The organism is Cellulophaga geojensis KL-A (assembly GCF_000568425.1).
Classification (GTDB): domain Bacteria; phylum Bacteroidota; class Bacteroidia; order Flavobacteriales; family Flavobacteriaceae; genus Cellulophaga; species Cellulophaga lytica.
Genome location: NZ_ARZX01000014.1, coordinates 55091 through 78807, shown reverse-complemented (window position 1 = coordinate 78807; position 23717 = coordinate 55091). Strand labels below are relative to the sequence as shown.

Genomic DNA, 23717 nt, shown 5'->3' with positions numbered 1-23717 from the left:
TTTGATGACTTTTTCCCAAAAAATTCTTGATTGGTACACCCTAAATAAACGCTCTTTACCGTGGAGAAACACTGTAAACCCTTATAAAATATGGCTTTCAGAAATTATGCTCCAACAAACAAGAGTTGCTCAAGGTACGTCTTATTATTTAAGTTTTGAAAAACATTTTCCTACAATTTTTGATTTAGCAAACGCTTCGGAAGAAAAAGTTTTAAAATTATGGCAAGGTTTAGGGTATTATTCTAGGGCAAGAAACCTTCATTTTACCGCAAAACACATCGTAAATAATTTAAACGGAGAGTTTCCTAATACATATAAGGAGTTGGTAAAACTTAAAGGAGTAGGAGATTACACAGCAAGTGCTATTGCATCTATTTCTTTTAATGAGCAACAAGCTGTTGTAGATGGTAATGTGTATAGGGTTTTAGCAAGGTATTATGGTGTAGACTTACCTATTAATAGTACAGAGGGTATTAAATACTTTAAAAAATTAGCTACAGAAGTAATGCATACTTCTAATATTAGAGATTATAACCAGGGTATAATGGAGTTTGGAGCATTGCAATGTTCGCCTAAAAAGCCAAATTGCAATACGTGTCCTTTAAGTAGCAGCTGTGTGGCGTTAGAAAAAAACTTGGTTAGTACATTGCCCATCAAGCTAAAAAAAACAAAGATTAAAAAACGTAATTTTAATTATTTGGTTGTTGTAGATGCTGTTGGTAACACAATGTTACAACAACGAAAAGGTAAAGGTATTTGGCAAAATTTATATGAGTTTCCTTTGTTGGAAGATGAGGTTAATGAAACCAATATAAAGGAGCTTTATGCTAAAGTATTACCAAAAGTAGAGGTTAAAAGTTTTACCTTATATAATAAGGATGCAATTGTGCATAAATTATCGCATCAACATTTATATACTCATTTTTGGATACTCCATACAAATGCTATTTTGGAAGACGGAATCGCTTTTTCTGAACTTAAAAAATATCCTGTACCTGTTTTAATAGCAGACTACATAAAAACATTGTAAATTTTTGTATTTTTGATTTTAATATAACAAAATTATGAGTGGTACGTTAAACAAAGTAATGCTAATTGGGCATTTAGGAGATGCAGTAAAAATGCACTATTTTGAAGGAGGAAATTGTATAGGAAGATTTCCTATAGCAACAAATGAAACCTACACAAATAAACAAACAGGTGAGCGTGTTACAAATACAGATTGGCACAATGTTGTAGTGCGTAATAAAGCTGCAGAAATTTGCGAAAAATATTTAAGCAAAGGAGATAAAATATATGTAGAGGGTAGACTTAAAAATAGACAGTGGCAAGCAGAAGATGGTACTACACGTTATGCAACAGAAGTACACGTGCAAGATTTTACATTTTTGTCTACAAAACAAGAAAGTATGAATAACGCGCAGAATAACCCAGCGCAGCCCGCACAACAGCAACAAAAACAGCAAGCAGCACAACAACAAAATGTGGCTGCACAACAAAATAACGCAGCTCCTAGTGAGCCAGAAGAAGATGATGATTTACCTTTTTAATAGAACTAAAATTTAATTATTGGATCCTGACCCCCTTATTTTACTGTTAAATGCAATTGTTTTTGATGGCGCTTTAATAACCAAGTTGTTGGTGCTAATTGTACTATTGCTATTGTCTGCCTTAATTTCTGGAGCAGAGGTGGCGTTTTTTGGCTTGTCTGCAACAGATATTAATACTATAGGTGAAGCAAAAACCACAAAAGGAGAATCTGTAATTAAATTATTGCACAAGCCTAAAAAATTATTAGCAACTATACTCATAGCAAATAATGCTATAAATATTGGAATAGTGCTTTTATTTAGTGCTATTGGAGATGTTATTTTTTCAAGCATTACCTATAAAATTTTAGACCTAATATCTGTTAGGTTTTTACTAGAAGTGGTTTTGGCTACTTTTCTAATTTTAATGTTTGGGGAAATTATGCCAAAGGTTTATGCTAATAGAAATAGAGTGCAGTTTGCACATTTTATGGCATTTCCATTACGTTTTTTAGATGTTATTTTTACCCCTTTAAGTTCGCCAATGCGTTCTGTAACGTTGTATTTGCACAATAAATTAGGGAAACAAAAATCTAGTTTAAGTGTAGATCATTTGTCGCAGGCATTAGAAATGACTTCTGAAGATGATACCACTAAAGAAGAACAAAAAATATTAGAAGGTATAGTATCTTTTGGTAATACAGATACAAAACAAGTAATGAGGCCAAGGATAGATATTTTTGCTTTAGATGCAGAGCTTAAATTTTTAGAGGTTGTAGAGGAAATAAAGCAAAAAGGATATTCTAGGATTCCTGTTTATGAAGAAAACGTAGACAATGTAAAAGGCGTACTTTATGTAAAAGATTTATTGCCTTATATAGACCGTAAAGCATTTAATTGGGTTACTCTTTTAAGAGAACCTTATTTTGTTCCAGAAAATAAAAAGTTAGATGATTTGCTAAAGGAATTTCAAGAAAAGAAAAACCATTTGGCAGTTGTTGTAGATGAGTATGGTGGTACATCTGGTATTGTTACTTTAGAAGATATTATTGAAGAAATTGTAGGAGATATTAGTGATGAGTTTGATGATGAAGATTTGGTTTTTTCTAAAATAGATGATTTAACTTTTGTGTTTGATGGAAAAACTACATTAAAGGAGTTTTACCGTGTTGCACGTATCACTGAAGATGAAGATGATTTTGAAGAGCAAAAAGGAGAATCTGAAACAATAGCTGGCTTTGTGTTAGAAATAGCAGGAAGTTTTCCTAAAAGAGGAGAAAAAGTATTGTTTAAAAATTACCAATTTGTGGTAGAGAGTTTAGATAAAAAAAGATTGAAACAAATAAAAGTAATGCTGCCTAATGATGCGTAAATATATTTTTTTAGTAATAGTTTTTAGTGTTTTACTGGCCAGTTGTAATGAAGAGGTTTTACCAAAGCCAAAGGCTATGTTAAGGTTGGAGTATCCAGACAGTACTGCAGTAAACTTTGGTACATCTAAATATTTGTTTAATTACAATGCACTAGCTCGGGTTAAAAAAACAAATGAAAGTGCGGTTACTATAGAGTATCCAAAAATGAACGCAGCAATTTTTTTAAGTTATAAGCCTGTAGAAGGCAACTTAAACCAGTTGTTGTCTGATGCTCAAAAATTATCTTATGAGCATGCAGCTAAAGCAGATAATATTTTAGAGCAGCCTTTTGTTAATTCAGAAGCTAAGGTTTACGGTATGTTTTATGATGTAAAAGGAGATGCGGCATCACAATCTCAGTTTTATGTAACAGATAGTACAGAGCATTTTTTAACGGGGTCACTTTATTTTTCTGTGAAACCTAATTACGATTCTATTTTACCTGCGGCTGTTTATTTGCAAGAAGATATTAGGAAAATAATGGAAACATTGCGTTGGAAAAACTAGGTTGTTTTTGTTAAATACTAAATTTAAAAAAGCCAATATCTATTAATAGATATTGGCTTTTTTAATATTGTTATATGGGATTTTTTTTATTCTGCTGTGTGCATATTTTCAACAGTGTAAATATCTCCAGAAGCTGCAGATGTTACGGTTTTAGTTAAATCTTCTGTAGAAACAGAATTAGTGTCGTACTCTACAATAGCCAACTCTTTATCAAAAGAAACAGTGGCAGATTTTACACCTTCCATTTTAGCTAATTTTTTTTCAATTGTAGCGGCGCATCCAATTTGGCATGTCATTCCTTTAATAGTAAATTCGGCTTTACTAAACTCAGCATTATCAGCAAATACTTTTGTTTGTTCTTTAGCAACCGTATTGTTAACCGTAACCACTTCTGGCTCTTGCTTGTTTTCTTTGCAAGAAGCTAGTAGTGTTAAAGAGCCAATAAGAACTAGGCTAATATTTTTTATAAGTTTCATATTAATAGGTGTTATAGTAGGTTGCAAAAGTACTAATTTTTAATTTTTTAGTTCTTAAAATTGAAGTAGTTAATCTAAATAAAATCATAAAAAAAGCTGCCTAAAATATTTTTAGGCAGCTTTTTAAATTTGGTGTTTTTTGTTTACTACTTGAAATCTTCAGCACTAACACCTTCGTTAACTTTTATTTCAGTTACGTTAAAGTCAAACTTTTGTGGTCCCATTGCTTGTTTCCATACAAAAGGAAATTGTATTCCAGAAACTTCTTTGTAATCTGTGTAACTAATAGTAGCGCTACCTTGTGGGGTTGTTGTAATATCTGCAATTTTTAATCCCGTTTTGGTATTGTAAGCAGCAGACTTGGTGTCGGTAAACTTAATTACATAGGCTTTAGTTCCGTCAAAATCTTCTATGCCAGTTAATGTTGCGCCTCCATTTAAGAAATTAAGTTCAGGAAAAGGAGTAGATTCTGCTTTAATGGCAGACAGTTGAGCTTCTTGCATATCCATTTTACGACCTTGAACAATCATAAATCCACTATCGCCATCTAATACTTGTTTGCTTACGGAGTTGCCCATCATGCTAACATTTTGCATAAATTGGTTGCTAGTAGTTTTTTTCATTTCTAGCAGTAACTCTTGTCCTTGTACTGTTGCTTTAGCTTGTATGTAGCTAGATGTAACGCTTTCTAATTTGGCTTTACCACCAATTGCAGCTACATAATCTGCTAATACTTTGTTTGCATCTACACCTTCAGGAATAGCAATATCATATTTAGGCTTTTCAACAGCGTTGCCATATCTATCATAATATTTAACGGGTACAGATTGGCCTTTAAAAGTAACTTTTTCTAGGTTTTCTAAAACGTCACTTCCTTTACCAGTAACAACTATACGTGCGTTAGAAGATTTAAAGTATTTTTTAGCAGCGTTCTCTACATCTGCAATAGTTATAGCGTTAACTTTCTCTAAATAAGTTTTGTAGTAGTCTTTGTCTAAACCTTCAGTTTCTATATTAAGGGCATAGTTGGCTATTGTGCTAGGTTTTTCTAGAGCCATAATAAAGTTGCCTATGTAAGCTGCTTTAGCTGCGCTTAACTCTTTTTCAGAAACTGGAGTAGATGCTATTTTATCAATTTCAGATAAAATTTGTACTACAGCACTATCAGTAACGGCATTACGTACACTTGCGTAAGCTCTAAATCTAGATACAGAATTTTTATCATTTCCAATACTAGAGTAAGATCCGTAAGTATAAGCTTTATCTTCTCTAAGATTTAAAAATAATCTTGCAGATCCGCCACCACCTAATATACGGTTTGCCATCAAGGCAGCAAGGTAATCAGGATCACTCTTTTTAAGATTTACTAAGTTTTCTACAGCTATCTCAGACTGTACAGCATTAGGAGCGTCTATAAAATTAATTTGTGTGTATTGTACATCTTTAGGTGTAGCTAAAGAAAAAGAAGGAGGAGTTGCTTTTGTCCAGGCAACAAAGTTTTCTTTTACTAATTTTTTAGCCTCTTTGTATTCTACATCACCAATTATAACCATATATGCATTGGCGGGTACAAAATAGTCGTTATAAAACTGCTTTACATCTTGCAAAGAAATATTATTAATTGTCTCTTCTGTTACTTGCTCTCCATACGGGTGTTTTTGTCCGTAAGCTAAAGTACTTTGTACTTTACTAGCAATATTAGATACATTTTTTTCATCTGCTTTTAGGCCGGTTAAAATCTTTTCTTTTTCCTTGTCAAATTCTTCTTGTGTAAAGTTTGGATTAATACTAGCATCTGCTAATAACTCTACAATTCTAGGGAAATATTTAGATAATGCAAATGCAGAAGCACTTTCAGATCCAAAAGCCATACTTGCGCCCATAAAGTCTAACTCCTCATTAAAATCATCTTTAGAGATAGATGTAGATCCGTTGCCTAATAAGCTAGATACAAAAGAACTAACACCAGCTTTGTTACCTTCTGCAACAGGTGGGTTGTCTATAATTAATTGTATAGATACTCTTGGTAATTTATGGTTTTCAACTACTAAAACTTTTAATCCGTTTTTAAGTTCAAAACGTTGTGGTTCAGATAAATTTATTTCTGGTAGTGGACCAGCCTCTGGCATTTTACTACGGTCTACTTGTGCTTGTAGGTTAAAAGCTATTAATGCTATAACCAATAAAGAATATATTTTTTTCATTTTCTTAGTTTTCAGGTTTTGCAACAGGTAAATATTCTAATTCTACGCGTTGGTTAGGCTTAAGGTATTTGTTGGCTACAGTTTTAATGTCTTCTCTTGTAATAGCTTTGTAAATTTCTATTTCAGTATTAATTAAATTTGTGTTGCCGTATAACATATAGTTTCTTGCTAAAGAGTTAGCAATACCTTCTACGCCGCTGTTAGAGTTAACAAAGTTATTTTCAAACTTGTTTTGTAGTTTTTGGTAATCTTTCTCAGAAATTAATTCGGTTTGTAATTTTGCAATTTCTTTATCAAACTCAACAATTAAATCATTTAAAGAGGTTTTTCCTAAAGGTAGAGCACCTATTATGTAAGAGCCATAATCTTCTTGAGAATTGTTAAAAGCAAAAACTTGTAACGCCATTTTTTTGTCATCTACCAAGCTCTTGTATAGTTTAGAGCTTTTTCCGCTAGTTAGGTATGTAGATATCATATCTAATACATATGCATCTTTTTCTGTGTTAGCAGGAGTTCTGTATGCAGTAAAGATTGCAGGAATTTGTATGTTTGGATCGTTGTAAGTAGCCTTAATAGTCTTTGTAATAGGCTCCTCTGTATACTTATTCCTTTTTATTTCTTTACCTCTTGGAATAGGTCCAAAATAATCTTGAATCATTTTTTTAGTGCTAGCAACTTCAAAATCACCTGCTACTACTAAAACAGCATTGTTAGGGACGTAGTAAATTTTATTAAAATCTTTAAAATCTTCTAATGTAGCGTTGGCTAAGTGCTCTAAAGATCCAATAGTTTGCCATTTGTAAGGGTGGTTTTTAAATAGGTTTATGCCAATTTGCTCTCGGAATTTACCGTATGGAGAATTGTCTACACGCATACGTTTTTCTTCTTGTACAACTTCTTTTTGTGTATCTACCCCTATTTGGTTAATAACTGGGTGCATTAGTCTTTCAGACTCTAGCCATAGGCCTAACTCTAATTTGTTAGAAGGGAAAACCTCGTAGTAGTATGTACGGTCTTGTGTTGTATTGGCGTTATTGGTTCCTCCGTTAGATGAAACAATTTCAAACCATTTACCTCGTTCAATGTTTTTTGTTCCTTCAAAAAGTAAATGTTCAAAAAAGTGAGCAAATCCTGTTTTTTCTGGGTTTTCATCTTTAGCTCCTACGTGGTACATTACAGATGTTGTTACTATAGGGGCAGTGTTGTCTTGATGCAAAATAACGTGCATGCCGTTATCAAGATCATATTCTTCAAAAGCAACCTGTTGTGCTTGCATTGTTAATGCGGCACAAAATAGGCTTGCCGATAGGAATAAATTTCTTTTCATTTTTAATAGTGTTTTATTTAGTTATTTCATAAGTCTAAAATTACTTGATTTGTTACAGATTTTACTTAAAAAAAATAAAATAATTAAGAAAATACTCTCAAAACATTATATTAAAGCCTTCAATTAAGAATTAAAACAGCTAAAAAACATAGTGAATATATAGGGGTTAAATCAACTCGTCTTTTTTTTGTAAAATAGCTTGTAAGTTAAGGAATTAGCAGTATATTTGCATCCGCTTATTTAGGTAGGCAAGTTCATTAAATTAAACATAATTAATTAATACACAAGCTATGTATGCAATTGTAGAGATAGCAGGGCAGCAATTTAAAGTTGCAAAAGATCAAAAAGTGTATGTTCACCGTTTACAAACAGAAGAAGGTCAAAAGGTAACTTTTGATAACGTTCTTTTGTTAGAGAATGGAAAGGACATTACTATTGGCGCCCCAGCTATAGACGGAGCCGCTGTTGAGGCAAAAGTCGTAAAGCACCTTAAAGGTGACAAAGTTATCGTCTTTAAAAAGAAAAGACGTAAAGGGTATAAAGTGAAAAATGGTCACCGTCAGTATTTAACGGAGATTGTTATTGAAAACATTTTAGCCTCTGGAGCAAAAAAAGCTGCTCCAAAAAAAGAAGCTGCTCCTAAAAAAGCAGAAGCTAAAAAAGCTGCACCAAAGAAAGCTGCAAAAGCAGACGACTTAAAGAAGGTTGAAGGAATTGGACCTAAAATTGCAGAAACATTAGCTGCGGCAGGAATATCAACTTTTGCTGAATTAGCAAAAACTGATGCTGCTAAAATTTCTGAAATCATCGCTGACGTTCGTGGTAACCACGTAACTGATACATGGCCTGCACAAGCTAAATTAGCTGCTGAAGGCAAGTGGGATGAGTTAAAGAAATGGCAAGATGAATTAGACGGTGGTAAAGCATAATTGCATTATCATTTAAGTATAACAAAATAAAACCTAGAAATTATGGCACATAAGAAAGGTGTTGGTAGTTCGAAAAACGGTAGAGAATCAGAATCGAAACGTTTAGGAGTTAAAATTTTTGGTGGTCAAGCGGCTATTGCAGGAAACATTCTTGTAAGACAGCGTGGTACTAAACATAATCCAGGAGATAATGTTTATGCAGGTAAAGACCATACTTTACACGCCAAAGTAGATGGTATTGTAAAGTTTCAGAAAAAAGCAGGCGGTAAGTCTTTTGTTTCTGTAGAGCCTTTTGAGGCTTAAGAAACTAGCTTAAAATTCTATAATTAGCTCTTCCTTTTACAAGGAAGGGCTTTTTGTGTTTTGTTATTTACATAAAAATAACAACCAATTAATAATTAAGAAATTTAGAAAAAATACCTTTCTGCTTTGTTTAATTATTATGAAACTTCTTTTTTCTTCTGTTGTTATATTCTTTTTTGTTTGTCAGGTAAAAGCACAAGTTGTTTCTGCGGAGTTTGTAAAGTTAGATAGTTTAGGAGGTGCTTTTAAAGAACTAAATAAAAGTTTAAAAAAAGCCAAGGAAACAAATAACAGTTATGGTATAGCATTAGCACACTACAAATTAGCTATATTTTGTAAAAATAATAATGCTTATACAGAAGCTTTACATCAAAATAATGAAGCTCTGGTATTGCTACAAAGTAAAAAAGATACATTAGTTGTAAATGTTTTAAACCAAATAGGAGCTTTACATTTAGAACTTAAAAATTACAATTACGCTAAGGATTATTTTGCAAAAGCAATTACACAGGCAACTACTTTAAAAGATTCTTTAGCGCTTGCTTTTTCAACCTCAAATTTAGGTAGTTGTTTTGAAAAGCAACATAAGTATGCAGAGGCTTTAAATTATCAAAATAAGAGTCTTAAACTGTACAAGCAACTAAATAACAGTAGCGGTTTGGCTATTGTAAATGAAAATATTGGTAGTATTTATGAGGATTTAGAAGACTACAAGCTTGCCAAATATTTTTTTGAAAAAGCATTAGCTTATGCAAAAAATAGTAAGGAAGCTAGGCTAGCCAACATATATAATAATTTAGGCGATGTTTATAGAAAAACAGATAATTTAACTAAGGGATTAGAGTTTACAAAAAAATCCTTAGAGTCTGCCATAAAAACTAATAGTAGTGCAGATGTTGCAAGCGCATATAAAGACTTGTCTAAAAATTATAATTTACAGGGAGATTATAAAAAAGCCCATAGCTATTTACAGTTGTTTGTTGCGCTAGATACTAAAAATAGTAAACAGCAAAATACAAATCAGGCTAGTGCGCTACAGCATATCTACAATTCTAAAGAAAAGGAATCGCAAATAGCATACTTGTTGCAAGTAAATAAGGTTAATAGAGCGCAAAATATAATATTGGTTATACTGGTTGTAACAGTGTTGGCTTTAAGTTTAATTTGGTTTATGTATGTTCAGAAAAAAAGAAGACACTCTCGTAAAGAGCAAGATTATGAACAGCAATTATTAAAAGCAAAATTAGATAAAAAGCAAGCAGAAGAGAAAACATTGCAAAAAGAGGTGTATATAAAAACAGCTGCTTTATCTAGATATAGTTTGCATTTGTCTCAAAAAAATAAAATGCTGTCTAACTTATCTCTAACATTAAAAAATAGTCTTCAGCGTTCTAATATAGATTTAAAGCGCAAGTTAAAAACACTTATAAAAGAGATTGATTTTAATTTGTCTCAAGAAAAAGAATGGGATGAGTTTATGTTGTTTTTTAAAGAAATTCACCCAAGTTTTATAACTAAAATTAGTGCGGCTGCACATTGTAAATTATCTCCTGCAGAGTTAAGGCTCTGTATTTTGCTAAAGCTGAATTTATCTTCTAAAGAAATTGCATCAATATTAAGGTTAACACCAGATAGTGTACGAGTGTCTAGATACAGATTAAGAAAAAAATTACCTATTAATGCCAAAGAGGAATTAGGTGCTTATTTAACCACTTTTTAGTGTGTATAGGTGCAAATATTTTTTTTGAGTTATGGGTATGTAAATTAATCCTTATTGTTGCCTTGTTGTTTCCTTACTATTCTTGTCTTGTTGCCTTTTTGTTTCCATTAAAAAAATGTGCTATGTGTTTGATAAACATATTTTTGGAGAACAAATAAACAACTAAAATAAAAATGAAAAACTATTTAAAAACTAAGATTTTATTTCTAATTGTTGCTCTGTGTAGCGCAGCTACAATGGCACAAAATGGAAATGTTTCGGGAACAATTTCTGATGAAAACGGAATTTATGTTCCTGGTGCATCTGTAATGATTACGTCTTTAAAAAAAGGAGCTGTAACAGATTTTGACGGACACTTTTCTTTGGTAGACATTCCTGTTGGCACCTATGAGCTAAAAATTACATATTTGGGTTATGCAGACAGCAAGCAAAGTGTTACGGTAAGTGCTAATAATACAACAGCAGTTTCTATCTACTTACAACCAAAAAGTGTAGAGTTAGATGGTGTAGAAGTTATGGGTTATGGTTTAGGTAGCCAGGCCAAAGCATTAAATACACAAAAAAATAATTTAAACATTACTAATGTAGTATCTACAGATCAGATTGGGAAATTTCCTGACGCAAATATAGGAGATGCTGTAAAGCGTATTTCTGGTATTACAATGCAGGTAGACCAAGGTGAGGCACGTAATATTATAATTCGTGGCTTGTCTCCACAATTAAACTCTGTTACATTAAACGGTAGTCGTATTCCATCTGCGGAAGGAGATAATAGAAATGTTCAAATGGATTTAATCCCTGCAGATATGATACAAACCATTGAAGTAAGTAAAGCAATTACACCAGATATGGATGCAGATGCACTTGGTGGTTCTGTAAATTTAATTACTAGAACATCTCCACAAGGTTTTAGGTTATCTGCAACTGCAGGATCGGGGTTAAATTTTATTACAGATAAAGCAATAATTAATGGTTCCTTCTTGGTTGGTGACCGTAGTAAAGATGGTAAGTTTGGTTATATGTTATCTGCATCTTATAATAACAGCGATTTTGGTTCGGACAATGTAGAAGCAGATTGGACAGATGAGTTTGAGTATTACACAGGCGTAGATGATGTAGAAGGAGAACCTATTTTAAACCAAGTAGATGTAGATCCTTACACCAAAGAATTTCAGCAAAGAGAATATCTTGTGCAGCGTATAAGACGTAGTTTTTCGGCTAATATGGACTATAAGTTTGATGTTAATAACACTGTGTTTCTTAAAACTATTTACAACTGGAGAGATGATAGAGAAAATAGATTTAGGTTGTCTTCAGAAATTTTAGATGCAGAAGATATACAACTTCAAGACTTTACAGTAACTAATGGTATGCTTACTCGTTTTCCTGCAGAAGTTGCACGCGAAACTAAAGGAGGTATTAATAACAGTAGAAATAAAAACAGACGTTTAGAGGATCAGCGCATGCAAAACTATTCACTTGGTGGCAAGCATTTGTGGGGAGATTTAAAAGTAGATTGGTTAACTTCTTTTGCAAAAGCATCTGAAGAAAGGTTAAATGAGAGGTATTTGGTTTATGCTACAGAATATTCAATATTAAATGATAATTCTAATACTAAATTCCCAATAATGACTGCAGAAAATGTAAATGATGCAGCACTAGATAATTTTGAATATGATGAAATTACAGAAGAAAATCAATTTACAAAAGAAGAAGATTTTAATGCATTTGTTAATTTTCAATTGCCTTCAAATATCTTTGGACAAGGAGATGGCGCTGTAAAGTTTGGAGCTAGAGCTCGTTTAAAAACAAAGTTAAGAGATAACAATTTTTTTGAGTTTGATTTAGAAGATGCATACCCTACATTAAGCACTACAAGAACTAATAATTTGTCTGATACAGATTTTTTAGCAGGGAGTAAATACAAAATAGGATCTTTTACAAGTCAAGATTGGTTAGGAGATTTAAATTTAGTAGATGGTGAGTCAGTCCCAGATGAGTTTTTAAGAGAAAATTATAACGTAGATGAAAATGTATTTGCTGGTTATGTAATGACAAATCAAAAATTATCTAAAAAATTAGATGTTTTGGTGGGTCTTCGTTTAGAGAGTACTAAAATTACGGCAACAGGAAACCGAATTGCTGATGAAGAAAATTTAGAAGGAGAAATTACAGAAGAAAGCTCATATACAAATGTTATGCCTGGTGTGCATTTTAAATATGCAATATCTAATGCTACAATACTGCGTTTTGCCTGGACAAATACTTTGGCAAGACCTAATTATGCAGATTTAGTACCGTCTGTAGATGTTATTTCTGGTGATGAGGCAATTGTACTTGGTAACCCTAAATTAGATGCAACTACAGCTATGAATTTTGATGTAATGGCAGAACATTACTTTGCTAATGTTGGGTTGCTTTCTGGAGGTGTTTTTTACAAAGACATAGATAATTTTATTTACACTTTTGTTGGTGAAACTATAGATGATACTTACGGAGCAGATACAAGTGGGTTTGATGTTTATCAACCACTAAACGGTGAAGGGGCAAGTATTTTTGGAGCAGAATTTGCTTTTCAGCGTCAGTTAGATTTTTTACCTGGCTTTGCTAAAGATTTAAGTGTTTATTTAAATTATACTTACATATCTTCTTCTGCAGATGGTATTATAAATGAAGATGGAGATGAACGAGAAAATGTAGATTTGCCTAATACAACACCTAACACTTTTAATGCTTCTTTGGCGTATAATACCAAACGCTTTTCTGCAAGGTTGTCTTCTAATTTTTCAGATAGTTATATTGATGAGTTGGGCGGTAATGAGTTTGAAGATAGGTATTATGACAAACAATTTTTTCTAGATTTTAATGCAACATATAAAGTAAATAGTAATTTAAGTATTTATGCAGATTTAAATAACATTACAGATCAACCATTACGTTATTTTCAAGGAGTTAAAAACAGAACACAACAGGTAGAGTACTATGGGCAAAGGTTAACTTTTGGTTTAAAGTATGATTTGTTTAAAAAATAAATACCTAAAAATGAATAAATACATAAACTATATAGGGGTAATGGTTGTTGTGCTTGCATTTGCGTGTAAAGAAAATAGTTTGCCTGCAATAGCTCCAAATGTTATCACAGAAAAAACTAAGAATGATACAGACGACCCTGCTATTTGGGTGAACCCTAAAAATGCAGAAAAAAGTATTGTTTTTGGAACAGATAAAGAAACTGATGGCGGAGTGTATGCTTTTGACTTAAATGGGAAAATAATTAAGAATAAAAGTATTACCGGAGTAAAAAGACCAAACAATGTAGATGTGGCTTATAATTTTAAAATAAACGATTCTACCTTTACAGATGTTTTGGTTTTTACAGAACGAGAAAAACAACAAATTAGGATGTTTTCTGTGCCAGATATGATGCCTTTGGATAACGGTGGATTTTCAGTTTTTAAAAATGAAAAAAATTTAGAATACACACTTCCAATGGGTGTAGGCTTGTATACCTCTTCTGTAGATAATACATTGTATGCTATTGTAAGCCGTAAAAATGGCCCTAAAGATGGCTATTTACATCAGTATAAATTAAGTACAGACACAACTGGTGTTGTGCAGTCTACTTTGGTACGTAAGTTTGGTGTTTTTAGCGGGAAAAAGGAAATAGAAGCAATAGCTGTAGATAGTGAACTGGGTTATGTTTATTACTCTGATGAGCAACACGGTATACGCAAGTATTATGCAGAGCCAACAAAAGGTGATAAAGAAATTAGCTGTTTTGGAGGCGAGTTGTTTTTATCAGATATAGAAGGTATTGCAATTGCAAAGCAAGCTAAAGGAAAGGGTTACATAATAGTATCTGATCAGCAAAAGGGGCAGTTTAATATTTTTTCTAGAGATACAAATAAGTTTGTAAAAGCTGTTAACTTGTCTACAACAGAAACTGATGGTTGTGAGGTTGTAACAGTGCCTTTAAATAATGTATTTAAAAACGGATTGTTTGTTGCAATGAACGATGCTAAGGACTTTTATTTTTATGATTTAGCTAAACTGGGGCTATAAAAAAGTAATGCGTTGTTATAATAAACCAAAAAAGGGATAACATTTTATGTTATCCCTTTTGTTATTGTAATGTGGTTATACTACCATTTCTGATTTCTAAAATTTTTAAGCTTTGCAAACTCTACTGTGTTGCCTAAATATTGTTCTAAATCGTACTTAGGTATAGGTAAAATGCTTTCTAGTAAAGAGGTGTCCCATTCATATGGTTTAGACGTTAAGTACGGGTTTAAGTGCACGCCAATAGTCTCGTAATAAAATTGTTCTAATTTAGATTCGAAGCCTGCTGCTTTAGTAATAATATCTTGTGTAATATTGTACGAGGTAAAATCTACCGTATCTAAAATTTTAGAAATACCTTTTGTTATGTTGGTAGCTTTGTTGTGTACAATATTTAGTTGTTGTACATCGGTATCAAAAACCTTAACAATAACTTTGGCAGCATAATCTGTTGGTATAATGTTTAACCCACTATCTGCATTTGCAGTAATCCTTATATGCTCCTTTGATGGGGTGTTGTAAAAGAACTTTGCAAATAGGTAAAACACCATATATTTAGAAATAAAAAAACTTGGATTGTCTATAGCATTACCTCCTAGTACACTAGGTCTTAGTATTTGTAGTGGTATGTTATTTTCCTTACTCTTTTGAGTTAAAAACTTTTCAGAAGCGTGTTTAGATGCTTCATAAAAGTTACGGTAAGTTCCGCCTTCAATCTCTATATAATCATCGCCAATAATGCCGCCTAAATCACCAATAGAAAAAGCAGTGCTTATGTAAATAAACTTTTTTAAATAAGGTAAATATGCATTGTAAATAGACTTGGTGAAATTAAAATTTTCTTCAAAAATTTCATCTTTATTAGCAGGGTCTACAGATAAGTTAACATAGCCAGCAGAATGTATAAAGTAATACTGCTTGTTAGTTTCTAAAAAAGATTTTGGCTCCAAAATATTATCAGCATTAATAACCTTTATTTTAGAGGTAATTGCATCTAAATTATCTTTTATAAACTGCGGAGCATATTCGCTTTTTAGCATATTTATAACTCTTTCAAGTGGGGCAGTTAAGCCTTTTTTACGAACCAAAAGATACACTGTATTAATTTGGCTGTATTTAGTTTCAAAAAGAGTGTGCAGCACTTTAGAGCCTAATGTACCCGTTGCTCCTGTTAAGATAATGTTCATTTATAAAGTTGTATAAGTGAGGTTGGTGTATAAAAAAAGCTCTTTTCCAAATAGGTTTATATATGAGGAAAAGAGCTGAGTTATTTTATAATGCTAAAAGAATTAGTATCTGTAATGCTCTGGCTTGTATGGGCCTTCTACAGTTACCCCAATATAACTAGCTTGGTCTTCTTTTAATTCAGTAAGCTCAACGCCAATTTTAGCTAAGTGTAATTTAGCTACTTTTTCGTCTAGAGCTTTTGGTAGCATATAAACATCATTTTTATAAGCATCAGCATTTGTCCAAAGTTCTATTTGTGCAAGTGTTTGGTTGGTAAAAGAGTTGCTCATTACAAAACTAGGGTGTCCTGTAGCGCAACCTAAGTTTACCAAACGACCTTCGGCTAAAAGAATAATATCTTTCCCGTTAATAGTGTATTTATCAACCTGTGGCTTAATAGTGTTTTTAGTATTACCGTGTTTCTCGTTTAACCATCCTACTTGGATTTCGTTATCAAAGTGACCAATATTACAAACTATGGTTTTGTCTTTCATAGCTTCAAAATGCTCAGCACGTACAATATCTTTGTTACCGGTAGTTGTAATAATAATATCAGCATTACCAACAACAGTTTCTAATCTTTTTACTTCAAAACCGTCCATTGCAGCTTGTAATGCACAAATAGGATCTATTTCTGTAACAGTTACTATAGAACCAGCACCTTTAAAAGAAGCAGCAGTACCTTTACCAACATCACCATAACCACAAACCACAACACGTTTACCGGCTAACATAACATCTGTAGCTCTACGTATAGCATCTACTGCAGACTCTTTACAACCGTATTTGTTGTCAAATTTAGATTTGGTAACAGAATCGTTTACGTTAATAGCTGGCATTGGTAAAGTTCCGTTTTTTACACGCTCGTAAAGTCTGTGAACACCAGTTGTAGTTTCTTCAGATAAACCATTAATACCTTCTGCAAGTTCTGGGTATTTATCTAAAACCATATTGGTTAAATCTCCACCATCATCTAAAATCATATTTAATGGCTTTCTTTCCTCGCCAAAAAATAAGGTTTGCTCTATACACCAGTCAAACTCTTCTTCTGTCATATCTTTCCAAGCGTAAACAGCTGTTCCTGTTGCAGCAATTGCAGCTGCAGCCTGGTCTTGTGTAGAAAAAATGTTACATGAACTCCATGTAACCTCTGCGCCTAAAGCTTGTAAAGTTTCTATTAAAACAGCAGTTTGTATAGTCATATGCAAACAACCAGCAATTCTAGCACCTTTAAGAGGCTGAGAATCTTTGTACTCCTCTCTTAAAGACATTAAACCTGGCATTTCTGCTTCAGCTAATTCAATTTCTTTTCTTCCCCAATCTGCTAGAGAAATATCTTTTACCTTATTTGGTACGTAAGCAACTGTATTTGAGCTCATTTTTTCTTTTTTTCGTATTTTTAATAAAAAGAAACACTTTGGCGTAGCGTTTTAAATAGTTAAATTCGCTTACCAATACTATTTCATTTGCCTTAAGCAGTGCAAAGATACTAATATCTTAAATAATGCTATGCCTCTTTACAAAACTATAACAGTAAACAATACCACAAAACTCTACATTTGGAAAATAGAAGAGCCAGAGGCAGAATTAGCTAAGCCAATTACACTTACAGATCATTGCCAAAACAGATTAAACGGAATGAAATCTGATATGCACAGAAAAGGGTTTTTAAGTATAAGGCATTTGCTTAAACAAGCTGGTTATACAGATTTTGATTTAAGGTATGATGAGGTGGGGAAACCACACTTAAAAGATGGTAATTTTATATCTATAACACACTCACATCACTTTACAGGAATTATTGTTAGCAAGACAGATGAGGTTGGAGTTGATATAGAAATGCAGCGAGATAAAATTTTAAAAATTGCACATAAATTTACTCCAATTGAAGAGTACAAAACCATAGCAAATGTATCTGCATTAACCCAAAAATTAACTATAGTTTGGGGAGCAAAAGAATCGTTATATAAAATTTATGCGCAAAAAGGATTAAGTTTTTTGCATCACATAAATGTTAAAGATTTTACGTTTGCAGATGAGCAAACAACAGCAGAGATATTATACCAAGGAGCATCTTCATTTTATAAGGTTGCATTTTTAGAGTTTGAGGGTTTTACTTGTGTTTATGCATTAAAAACAACATAGACTTACTAATTTATTACTAATAATTTTACAATGAATATTTCTGTAGAACTTACATTTTCGCCACTTCAGGATACTTTTGAGGAGCACATAATTAATTTTATTAAAAAACTAAGAGCATCTGGATTAACAATTTTAGAGAACCCGCTAAGTACCCAAGTTTATGGAGATTATGATGAGGTAATGCGTGTTTTAAACTCAGAAATTAAAGAAGCATTTGAGTTAATGGACAAAGGGCTGCTTTTTATGAAAATTGTAAAATCTGACAGAAGCGATTATGAGCCACATTTTTGATTGGATTTTTGCGCAATACAATGGCGTACCAACACATTTAATAGTTTTAGAATCTATTGGTGTTTTATTTGGGTTGCTAAGTGTTATTTACTCTAAAAGAGAAAACATATTGGTTTTTCCTACAGGTATTATTAGCACCGCTATTTTTGTATATATTTTATTGGTATATGGCCTTTTAGGTGATATGATGATAAATGCCTACTATTTTTCTATGAGTATTTATGGTTGGTACGTTTGGACCAGAAAAGTAGATGCAAATCATTTTATACCAATAACAACAACAACGGTTAAAGATAAAATGTGGTCTGCAATTTTATTTACAATTACTATCGCATTTGTAACGCTTGTTTACTTGTTTTTTGATAAATTTAATAGTTGGACCGCTTATGTAGATACATTTACCACAGCAATTTTCTTTGTAGGTATGTGGTTAATGGCAAAAAAGAAGATTGAAAATTGGATATATTGGATTATAGGAGATGTTATTTCTGTTCCGCTATATTTGTATAAAGGACTTGTTTTTACAGCGTTACAATATTTTGTATTTACAGGAGTAGCAATTTTAGGATATTTAGCATGGAAGAAAAGTATAGGCAAGAGCCCACAAACATTGTTAAAGTAGTTTTGTTTGGGCCAGAGTCTACTGGTAAAACAACGCTGTCAGAACAATTAGCAAGGCATTACCACTCTGTTTGGGTGCCAGAATATGCTAGGGAGTATTTGCAAGACAAATGGAACAACGAGCGTAAAACCTGTGAACCTAAAGATCTTTTGCCAATTGCTGAAGGTCAAATGAAATTAGAGAATAAATTAGCAAAAAAGGCTACAGATGTACTTATTTGTGATACAGATTTGCTAGAGACTAAAGTGTACTCAGAGGCTTATTACATTGGAACTTGTGATCCTGTTTTAGAAAAATATGCCTTAGGAAATACATACGATTTATACTTTTTAACCTATGTAGACGTTCCTTGGGAGGCAGATGATTTAAGAGATAAGCCACAAGAACGTCAAGAAATGTTTAATTTTTTTAAACAAACATTGCTTAAGTATAATAGGAATTTTATTACTTTAAGGGGCGGTAAAGCAGAAAGACTAGCTACAGCAGTAGCAGCAATAGACAAAATACTAGAAAATAGATGAATTTTACAGATATAGATTTAAAGCAATTTGCAGCAAAAGGAATTACTAACGAAAAGGTTTTAGCTCAAATAGAAACCTTTAAAGAGGGGATACCTTTTGTAAATTTATCTAAAGCAGCCGTTGTAGGTGATGGTATCTTAAAATTTACAGATAAAGAGCAGGAAGAGCTTATTTCTTTGTTTGAAAAAGAACGTTCAGAAAAAGAATTGCTAAAATTTACTCCTGCCTCTGGTGCAGCAACACGTATGTTTAAGGCTTTATTTGCTTTTTTAGAAGTATATAACCCTAAAAAACAAACATTACAAGAGTATATAAATACATCAGAAGATAATGCTATTAAGACTTTTACAGAAGGATTAAAAAACTTCCCTTTTTATAAAGATGTAAAATCGCGTATAGGTAATAATTTTTCGTCTACAGGAGAAGAAGTGTATGCTTTTGTGGAAGAATTATTAGCAGAAAATAAATTAAATTATGGCTTTTACCCCAAAGGATTATTGCCTTTTCATGCATACAAAAACGGTATTGTAACTCCGTTTTATGAACATTTAAAAGAGGCTGCATTGTACGCAACAACTGCTAAAAAGGCCAAGCTGCATTTTACAATTTCTGAACAGCATAAAAAAATGTTTTTAGAAAAGGAAGCGCAAGTATTAGATGTGGTTACAAAAGAAACAGGTGTTAGTTTTGAGGTAGATTATTCATTTCAGAAAGTAGAAACAGACACCATTGCTGTAGATATAGATAACATTCCTTTTAGATTAAAAAACGGAAGCTTATTGTTTAGGCCAGGAGGTCATGGGGCACTTATTGAAAATTTAAACGATAAAAAAGCAGATGTTATTTTTATAAAAAACATAGATAATATTATTGTAGAAGAACATATAGAAACAATAGCTAACAGCAAAAAAATGCTAGCAGGGTTTTTATTAAAAGTTCAGAATAAAGCGTTTAAATATGCTTCAATTTTAGACAATAATGATGTTGATGACGATTTAATAAATGAAATTAGATTGTTTTTAAAGGAGGAATTAAATGTCAGATTTAAAAATGGATTTATTCACTTAGGAAAAGAAGATCAAATAGCACTTTTAAAAAATCATATAAACAGGCCAATTAGAGTTTGTGGTATGGTAAAAAACCTTGGAGATCCAGGTGGTGGGCCATTTTGGATTAAAGATTATCAAGAAAATGTTTCACTTCAAATAGTAGAGTCAGCACAAATTAATACGTCTAATTACAATCAGGCTAAAATATTGCAAAATGCAACTCATTTTAACCCAGTAGATTTAGTTTGTGGTGTTAAAAATTACAAAGGAGAAAAATATAATTTGTTAGACTTTGTAAATGAAAAGCAAGGTTTTATAACAGAAAAAACAAAAGAAGGAAGGCCTGTTAAGGCTTTAGAATTGCCTGGTCTTTGGAACGGAGCAATGGCATATTGGAACACTATTTTTGTAGAGGTGCCAAGTATTACTTTTAACCCAGTAAAAACAGTAAACGATTTGCTTAAATCTGCTCACCAACCGTTGTAATTACACGTGTTGGTCTAGCAGAATAGGGTTTCCGTCAGGGTCTACAATAACTAAGTTTGCAGGTCCTGTAGTGTTTTCATCTGCTTTTGAGCTAAGCTCAAGTCCAGAGGCAATTAATTGCTTTTGTATGTCTCTAATATCATCATAATTTTTAAGTGTATTTGCACTTTGGTCCCAACCAGGATTAAATGTTAGCATATTTTTATCAAACATTCCTTCAAACAAACCAATAATGGTGTTTTCGTTTTTAAGTATTAGATACTTTTTATCAATTTCACCAGCAAAAACACTAAAACCTAATTTTTCGTAAAAAGCTTTAGATGTTTTTATGTCTTTTACGCTTAAACTTATAGAAAATGCTCCTAATTTCATAATGTACATTTAGTTGTTGTAGTTAATAAAATTAACTTTTTTTTATGAATACTAGAAAGTGTGCCCTACATTTGCTGCCATCTCAAAGGGGTGCTTATTAGTTTAGGCTGAGATTATACCCAACGAACCTGAGCGGGTAATGCTGCTAAGGGAAGTAATAGCAACGCAGTACAGAGGTGTTAGCTAGGTTAAAAGGCAATTAATAAATGGAGCTTGCCACTCAAAAAAAATCTATACAATTTAACAAAAATAACAGCCCCTTTTATTTGTAATACTATTACGAATGAAAACAAACTGTTTTAAATTAAGTGCTACTACTCACAAAAATAGCAGCAATAAAAGACAAGTATACTTAAAAACTTTAGGCACAACTTTAGCTGTTTTTGGATTAGCTTTTACAAGCGCGGCACAAGAAAAAGAAATAGACACCTTAGAAGGTAAAAAGGTAGTTTTAGATGAGGTTTTAGTTTCTGGAGTACGTGTAACAACTCAATCTCCTGTAACATTCTCTAACTTAACCAAAGAGCAATTTAAATCTCGTAATTTAGGTCAGGATATTCCTATTTTAATGAACTTTTTACCGGCAGTAGTAACAACATCAGATGCTGGTGCTGGTGTTGGTTATACGGGTATTAGAGTGCGTGGTACAGATGCTACGCGTGTAAATGTTACCATAAACGGTATACCTTATAACGACTCTGAGTCTCACGGTACTTTTTGGGTTAATATGCCAGACTTTGCTTCTTCTACAGAGAATTTGCAATTGCAACGAGGTGTTGGTACATCTACTAACGGTTCCGGTGCTTTTGGTGCCAGTTTAAACATTTTAACAGATGCTGTTTCTGCAGATGCATACGGGCAAGTATCTACATCTATTGGTAGTTTTAATACGTTAAAAAACAATATTAAATTTAGTACAGGGTTACTAAATAATCATGTAGAAATTTCTGGTAGGTTATCTAGAATTGCTTCAGATGGTTATGTAGACAGGGCTTCGTCTAACTTAGATTCTTACTTTTTGCAAGCTGCTTATGTAGATGATAATACTTTAATAAAGGCATTACTTTTTGGAGGTCATGAGGTCACGTACCAATCTTGGGATGGTATTGATGCAGAAACATTAAAAGAAAACAGAACATACAACCCGGTTGGTGCTTACAAAGATGAAAATGGTGTTACTCAGTTTTATGCTAACGAAAATGATGATTACAAGCAAGATCATTTTCAATTATTGTGGAACGAGCAAATTTCTGATATTTGGTCTACTAACTTGGCGGTACACTATACAAAAGGACGTGGTTTTTTTGAGCAATACAAAGAAGATGAAGATCCTGCAGATTATAATGGTATTGTAGCTGGTTTTAACGGAACAGATGTTACAGATTTAATTAGAAGAAGGTGGTTAGATAATGATTTTTATGGGACTACTTTTTCTGCTAACTATAAAGAAAACGGAGTAAACTTTATTATAGGTGGTGGCTATAATAAATATAAAGGAGACCATTTTGGAGAAGTAATTTGGGCACAGCAATTTACAGCTAATAGTAGTTATGAAGACCGTTATTATGATGATAACTCTACTAAAACCGACTTTAATATCTACACTAAATTAAATTATAATGTAGATGAGAAATGGAGCCTTTTTGGAGATGTACAATTCAGAAGAGTTGGTTATAAGGCTAACGGAGAAGATACAGGTTTGGTAAATGATAGGTTTAATTTTATAAATCCAAAAGCTGGGGTAACTTTTAACTTAAATAAAAATAATAATTTTTATGCTTCTTATGCTGTGGCAAACAGAGAGCCTAACAGAAATGATTATGAAAGCGGTAGTCCTAAGCCAGAAAAATTAAATGATTATGAGTTAGGTTGGCGCTATGTAACTTCTGCCGTACAAGTAAACACAAACTTATACTATATGGGTTATAAAGATCAACTGGTTGTTACGGGTGAGTTAAATGATGTAGGAGCTCCGCTTAGAGAAAATGTTGGAGATAGTTACCGTTTTGGTTTAGAAGTAGATGCAAATATTGTTTTTAATGATCAGCTCTCTACCAGACCAAACATTGCCGTAAGTAGTAATAAAAATAAAGATTTTTTCACGGATAGAGATGGAGATATACAAGACTTAGGAGATACAAATATTGCGTATTCGCCAAACGTTGTTGCCGGAAATATTTTTACTTATGCGCCAAAAGAGAACATAAAATTATCTTTTTTATCTAAATTTGTAGGCGAACAATACTTAAGTAACACAGATACAGAAGACTCTAAATTAGATAGCTATTTTGTAAACGATTTTAATGTGGCTTACGAGATAAAATTTAATAAAATATTTAAGTCAGTTGTCTTAACCGGATTAGTAAATAATGTTTTTAATGAAAAATATGTATCTAACGGATATACATATTTAAATAGTTGGGACACTCCTGGCACTACTTTTGAAGTACAAGGTTATTACCCACAAGCAGGAACAAACTTTTTAGTGGGTGCAACATTTAATTTTTAAGATTTGAACACTAACCATGTTTACAAAGG

Annotated in this window: 21 protein-coding genes; 15 read left to right on the top strand and 6 right to left on the bottom strand. The window is 32.5% G+C overall.

The genetic code is table 11. From position 1 onward, the window contains the following. Positions 1–4 precede the first annotated feature (4 nt). The 4 genes from mutY to gldD are packed head-to-tail and all read left to right on the top strand — an operon-like array spanning position 5 to position 3448. On the top strand, positions 5–1030 hold the full coding sequence (gene mutY, locus KLA_RS11315) for an A/G-specific adenine glycosylase (RefSeq protein WP_034645940.1): 1026 nt from the start codon (positions 5–7) through the stop codon (positions 1028–1030). A 34-nt stretch (positions 1031–1064) separates the two neighbouring features. Beyond that, the gene (locus tag KLA_RS11310) at positions 1065–1550 is read left to right on the top strand and encodes a single-stranded DNA-binding protein (RefSeq protein ID WP_034645938.1); all 486 of its coding nucleotides are present in this window, start codon (positions 1065–1067) and stop codon (positions 1548–1550) included. Positions 1551–1569: 19 nt separating this feature from the next. Next, positions 1570–2901, top strand: coding sequence for a gliding motility-associated protein GldE (locus KLA_RS11305; protein WP_013620602.1), 1332 nt, complete (start codon positions 1570–1572; stop codon positions 2899–2901). Then, a complete protein-coding gene (gene gldD, locus KLA_RS11300; RefSeq protein WP_013620601.1) occupies positions 2891–3448 on the top strand; it encodes a gliding motility lipoprotein GldD in 558 nt (185 codons plus the stop codon). Before KLA_RS11305 ends, gldD begins: the two co-directional genes overlap by 11 nt. A gap of 86 nt (positions 3449–3534) precedes the next feature. Here the strand turns inward: gldD and KLA_RS11295 are convergent, their stop codons facing one another. From KLA_RS11295 to KLA_RS11285, 3 genes are all read right to left on the bottom strand, one after another. Continuing rightward, on the bottom strand, positions 3535–3924 hold the full coding sequence (locus tag KLA_RS11295; protein ID WP_034645935.1) for a heavy-metal-associated domain-containing protein: 390 nt from the start codon (positions 3922–3924) through the stop codon (positions 3535–3537). A gap of 146 nt (positions 3925–4070) precedes the next feature. Beyond that, positions 4071–6128 carry a M16 family metallopeptidase gene (locus KLA_RS11290; RefSeq protein ID WP_034645933.1) on the bottom strand — a complete coding sequence of 686 codons (2058 nt, stop codon included), beginning with the start codon at positions 6126–6128 and terminating at the stop codon, positions 4071–4073. A gap of 4 nt (positions 6129–6132) precedes the next feature. Continuing rightward, positions 6133–7455: a M16 family metallopeptidase gene (locus KLA_RS11285; protein ID WP_013620598.1), complete on the bottom strand. Its 1323-nt coding sequence runs from the start codon at positions 7453–7455 to the stop codon at positions 6133–6135. A 290-nt stretch (positions 7456–7745) separates the two neighbouring features. Between KLA_RS11285 and rplU the strand changes: the two genes are divergently transcribed. The 5 genes from rplU (at position 7746) to KLA_RS11260 (ending at position 14469) form a co-directional block, all read left to right on the top strand. Next, positions 7746–8384: a 50S ribosomal protein L21 gene (gene rplU / locus KLA_RS11280; RefSeq protein ID WP_013620597.1), complete on the top strand. Its 639-nt coding sequence runs from the start codon at positions 7746–7748 to the stop codon at positions 8382–8384. Between the two features lie 42 nt (positions 8385–8426). Then, positions 8427–8687, top strand: a complete 261-nt coding sequence (rpmA, locus tag KLA_RS11275) for a 50S ribosomal protein L27 (protein WP_013620596.1) — start codon at positions 8427–8429, stop codon at positions 8685–8687. A 139-nt stretch (positions 8688–8826) separates the two neighbouring features. After that, on the top strand, positions 8827–10407 hold the full coding sequence (locus KLA_RS11270; RefSeq protein WP_034645931.1) for a tetratricopeptide repeat protein: 1581 nt from the start codon (positions 8827–8829) through the stop codon (positions 10405–10407). A gap of 173 nt (positions 10408–10580) precedes the next feature. Further along, a complete protein-coding gene (locus KLA_RS11265; RefSeq protein WP_051456096.1) occupies positions 10581–13439 on the top strand; it encodes a TonB-dependent receptor in 2859 nt (952 codons plus the stop codon). Between the two features lie 10 nt (positions 13440–13449). After that, a complete protein-coding gene (locus KLA_RS11260; protein WP_152536848.1) occupies positions 13450–14469 on the top strand; it encodes a phytase in 1020 nt (339 codons plus the stop codon). A gap of 80 nt (positions 14470–14549) precedes the next feature. On the opposite strand, the gene KLA_RS11255 is transcribed toward KLA_RS11260, so the two are convergent. Together KLA_RS11255 and ahcY are read right to left on the bottom strand one after the other, a co-directional pair. Beyond that, positions 14550–15653: an SDR family oxidoreductase gene (locus KLA_RS11255; RefSeq protein WP_034645922.1), complete on the bottom strand. Its 1104-nt coding sequence runs from the start codon at positions 15651–15653 to the stop codon at positions 14550–14552. A gap of 102 nt (positions 15654–15755) precedes the next feature. Further along, the gene (ahcY, locus tag KLA_RS11250; RefSeq protein WP_013620591.1) at positions 15756–17072 is read right to left on the bottom strand and encodes an adenosylhomocysteinase; all 1317 of its coding nucleotides are present in this window, start codon (positions 17070–17072) and stop codon (positions 15756–15758) included. 130 nt (positions 17073–17202) lie between these two features. Here ahcY and KLA_RS11245 point away from each other — a divergent pair, with 130 nt between their 5' ends. Genes KLA_RS11245 through KLA_RS11225 form a run of 5 tightly spaced genes read left to right on the top strand, consistent with a single transcriptional unit; the run spans position 17203 to position 20807 of the window. Continuing rightward, positions 17203–17838: a 4'-phosphopantetheinyl transferase family protein gene (locus KLA_RS11245; protein ID WP_034645921.1), complete on the top strand. Its 636-nt coding sequence runs from the start codon at positions 17203–17205 to the stop codon at positions 17836–17838. Between the two features lie 30 nt (positions 17839–17868). Then, a complete protein-coding gene (locus KLA_RS11240) occupies positions 17869–18129 on the top strand; it encodes a thiamine-binding protein (RefSeq protein ID WP_034645919.1) in 261 nt (86 codons plus the stop codon). After that, positions 18113–18751 carry a nicotinamide riboside transporter PnuC gene (gene pnuC / locus KLA_RS11235; protein WP_013620588.1) on the top strand — a complete coding sequence of 213 codons (639 nt, stop codon included), beginning with the start codon at positions 18113–18115 and terminating at the stop codon, positions 18749–18751. Before KLA_RS11240 ends, pnuC begins: the two co-directional genes overlap by 17 nt. After that, entirely contained in the window at positions 18706–19272 is a 567-nt protein-coding gene (locus KLA_RS11230; RefSeq protein ID WP_034645916.1) for an AAA family ATPase, read from the top strand. Before pnuC ends, KLA_RS11230 begins: the two co-directional genes overlap by 46 nt. Then, on the top strand, positions 19269–20807 hold the full coding sequence (locus KLA_RS11225; protein WP_034645914.1) for a DUF4301 family protein: 1539 nt from the start codon (positions 19269–19271) through the stop codon (positions 20805–20807). The genes KLA_RS11230 and KLA_RS11225 overlap by 4 nt, the downstream gene beginning before the upstream one ends. On the opposite strand, the gene KLA_RS11220 is transcribed toward KLA_RS11225, so the two are convergent. Continuing rightward, positions 20808–21179: a VOC family protein gene (locus KLA_RS11220; protein ID WP_034645913.1), complete on the bottom strand. Its 372-nt coding sequence runs from the start codon at positions 21177–21179 to the stop codon at positions 20808–20810. It lies immediately after the preceding gene. Between the two features lie 283 nt (positions 21180–21462). Between KLA_RS11220 and KLA_RS11215 the strand changes: the two genes are divergently transcribed. Continuing rightward, complete coding sequence (locus KLA_RS11215) at positions 21463–23688, top strand: TonB-dependent receptor (protein ID WP_034645912.1); 2226 nt, start codon at positions 21463–21465, stop codon at positions 23686–23688. The last annotated feature ends 29 nt before the right edge of the window (positions 23689–23717 follow it).

Bases quoted from the DNA above. Each gene is read 5' to 3' on its own strand.
- mutY (WP_034645940.1), top strand. From the start codon at position 5: ATGACTTTTTCCCAAAAAATTCTTGATTGGTACACCCTAAATAAACGC.
- KLA_RS11310 (WP_034645938.1), top strand. From the start codon at position 1,065: ATGAGTGGTACGTTAAACAAAGTAATGCTAATTGGGCATTTAGGAGAT.
- gldD (WP_013620601.1), top strand. From the start codon at position 2,891: ATGATGCGTAAATATATTTTTTTAGTAATAGTTTTTAGTGTTTTACTG.
- KLA_RS11295 (WP_034645935.1), bottom strand. From the start codon at position 3,924: ATGAAACTTATAAAAAATATTAGCCTAGTTCTTATTGGCTCTTTAACA.
- KLA_RS11290 (WP_034645933.1), bottom strand. From the start codon at position 6,128: ATGAAAAAAATATATTCTTTATTGGTTATAGCATTAATAGCTTTTAAC.
- KLA_RS11285 (WP_013620598.1), bottom strand. From the start codon at position 7,455: ATGAAAAGAAATTTATTCCTATCGGCAAGCCTATTTTGTGCCGCATTA.
- rplU (WP_013620597.1), top strand. From the start codon at position 7,746: ATGTATGCAATTGTAGAGATAGCAGGGCAGCAATTTAAAGTTGCAAAA.
- rpmA (WP_013620596.1), top strand. From the start codon at position 8,427: ATGGCACATAAGAAAGGTGTTGGTAGTTCGAAAAACGGTAGAGAATCA.
- KLA_RS11270 (WP_034645931.1), top strand. From the start codon at position 8,827: ATGAAACTTCTTTTTTCTTCTGTTGTTATATTCTTTTTTGTTTGTCAG.
- KLA_RS11265 (WP_051456096.1), top strand. From the start codon at position 10,581: ATGAAAAACTATTTAAAAACTAAGATTTTATTTCTAATTGTTGCTCTG.
- KLA_RS11260 (WP_152536848.1), top strand. From the start codon at position 13,450: ATGAATAAATACATAAACTATATAGGGGTAATGGTTGTTGTGCTTGCA.
- KLA_RS11255 (WP_034645922.1), bottom strand. From the start codon at position 15,653: ATGAACATTATCTTAACAGGAGCAACGGGTACATTAGGCTCTAAAGTG.
- ahcY (WP_013620591.1), bottom strand. From the start codon at position 17,072: ATGAGCTCAAATACAGTTGCTTACGTACCAAATAAGGTAAAAGATATT.
- KLA_RS11245 (WP_034645921.1), top strand. From the start codon at position 17,203: ATGCCTCTTTACAAAACTATAACAGTAAACAATACCACAAAACTCTAC.
- KLA_RS11240 (WP_034645919.1), top strand. From the start codon at position 17,869: ATGAATATTTCTGTAGAACTTACATTTTCGCCACTTCAGGATACTTTT.
- pnuC (WP_013620588.1), top strand. From the start codon at position 18,113: ATGAGCCACATTTTTGATTGGATTTTTGCGCAATACAATGGCGTACCA.
- KLA_RS11230 (WP_034645916.1), top strand. From the start codon at position 18,706: ATGGAAGAAAAGTATAGGCAAGAGCCCACAAACATTGTTAAAGTAGTT.
- KLA_RS11225 (WP_034645914.1), top strand. From the start codon at position 19,269: ATGAATTTTACAGATATAGATTTAAAGCAATTTGCAGCAAAAGGAATT.
- KLA_RS11220 (WP_034645913.1), bottom strand. From the start codon at position 21,179: ATGAAATTAGGAGCATTTTCTATAAGTTTAAGCGTAAAAGACATAAAA.
- KLA_RS11215 (WP_034645912.1), top strand. From the start codon at position 21,463: ATGAAAACAAACTGTTTTAAATTAAGTGCTACTACTCACAAAAATAGC.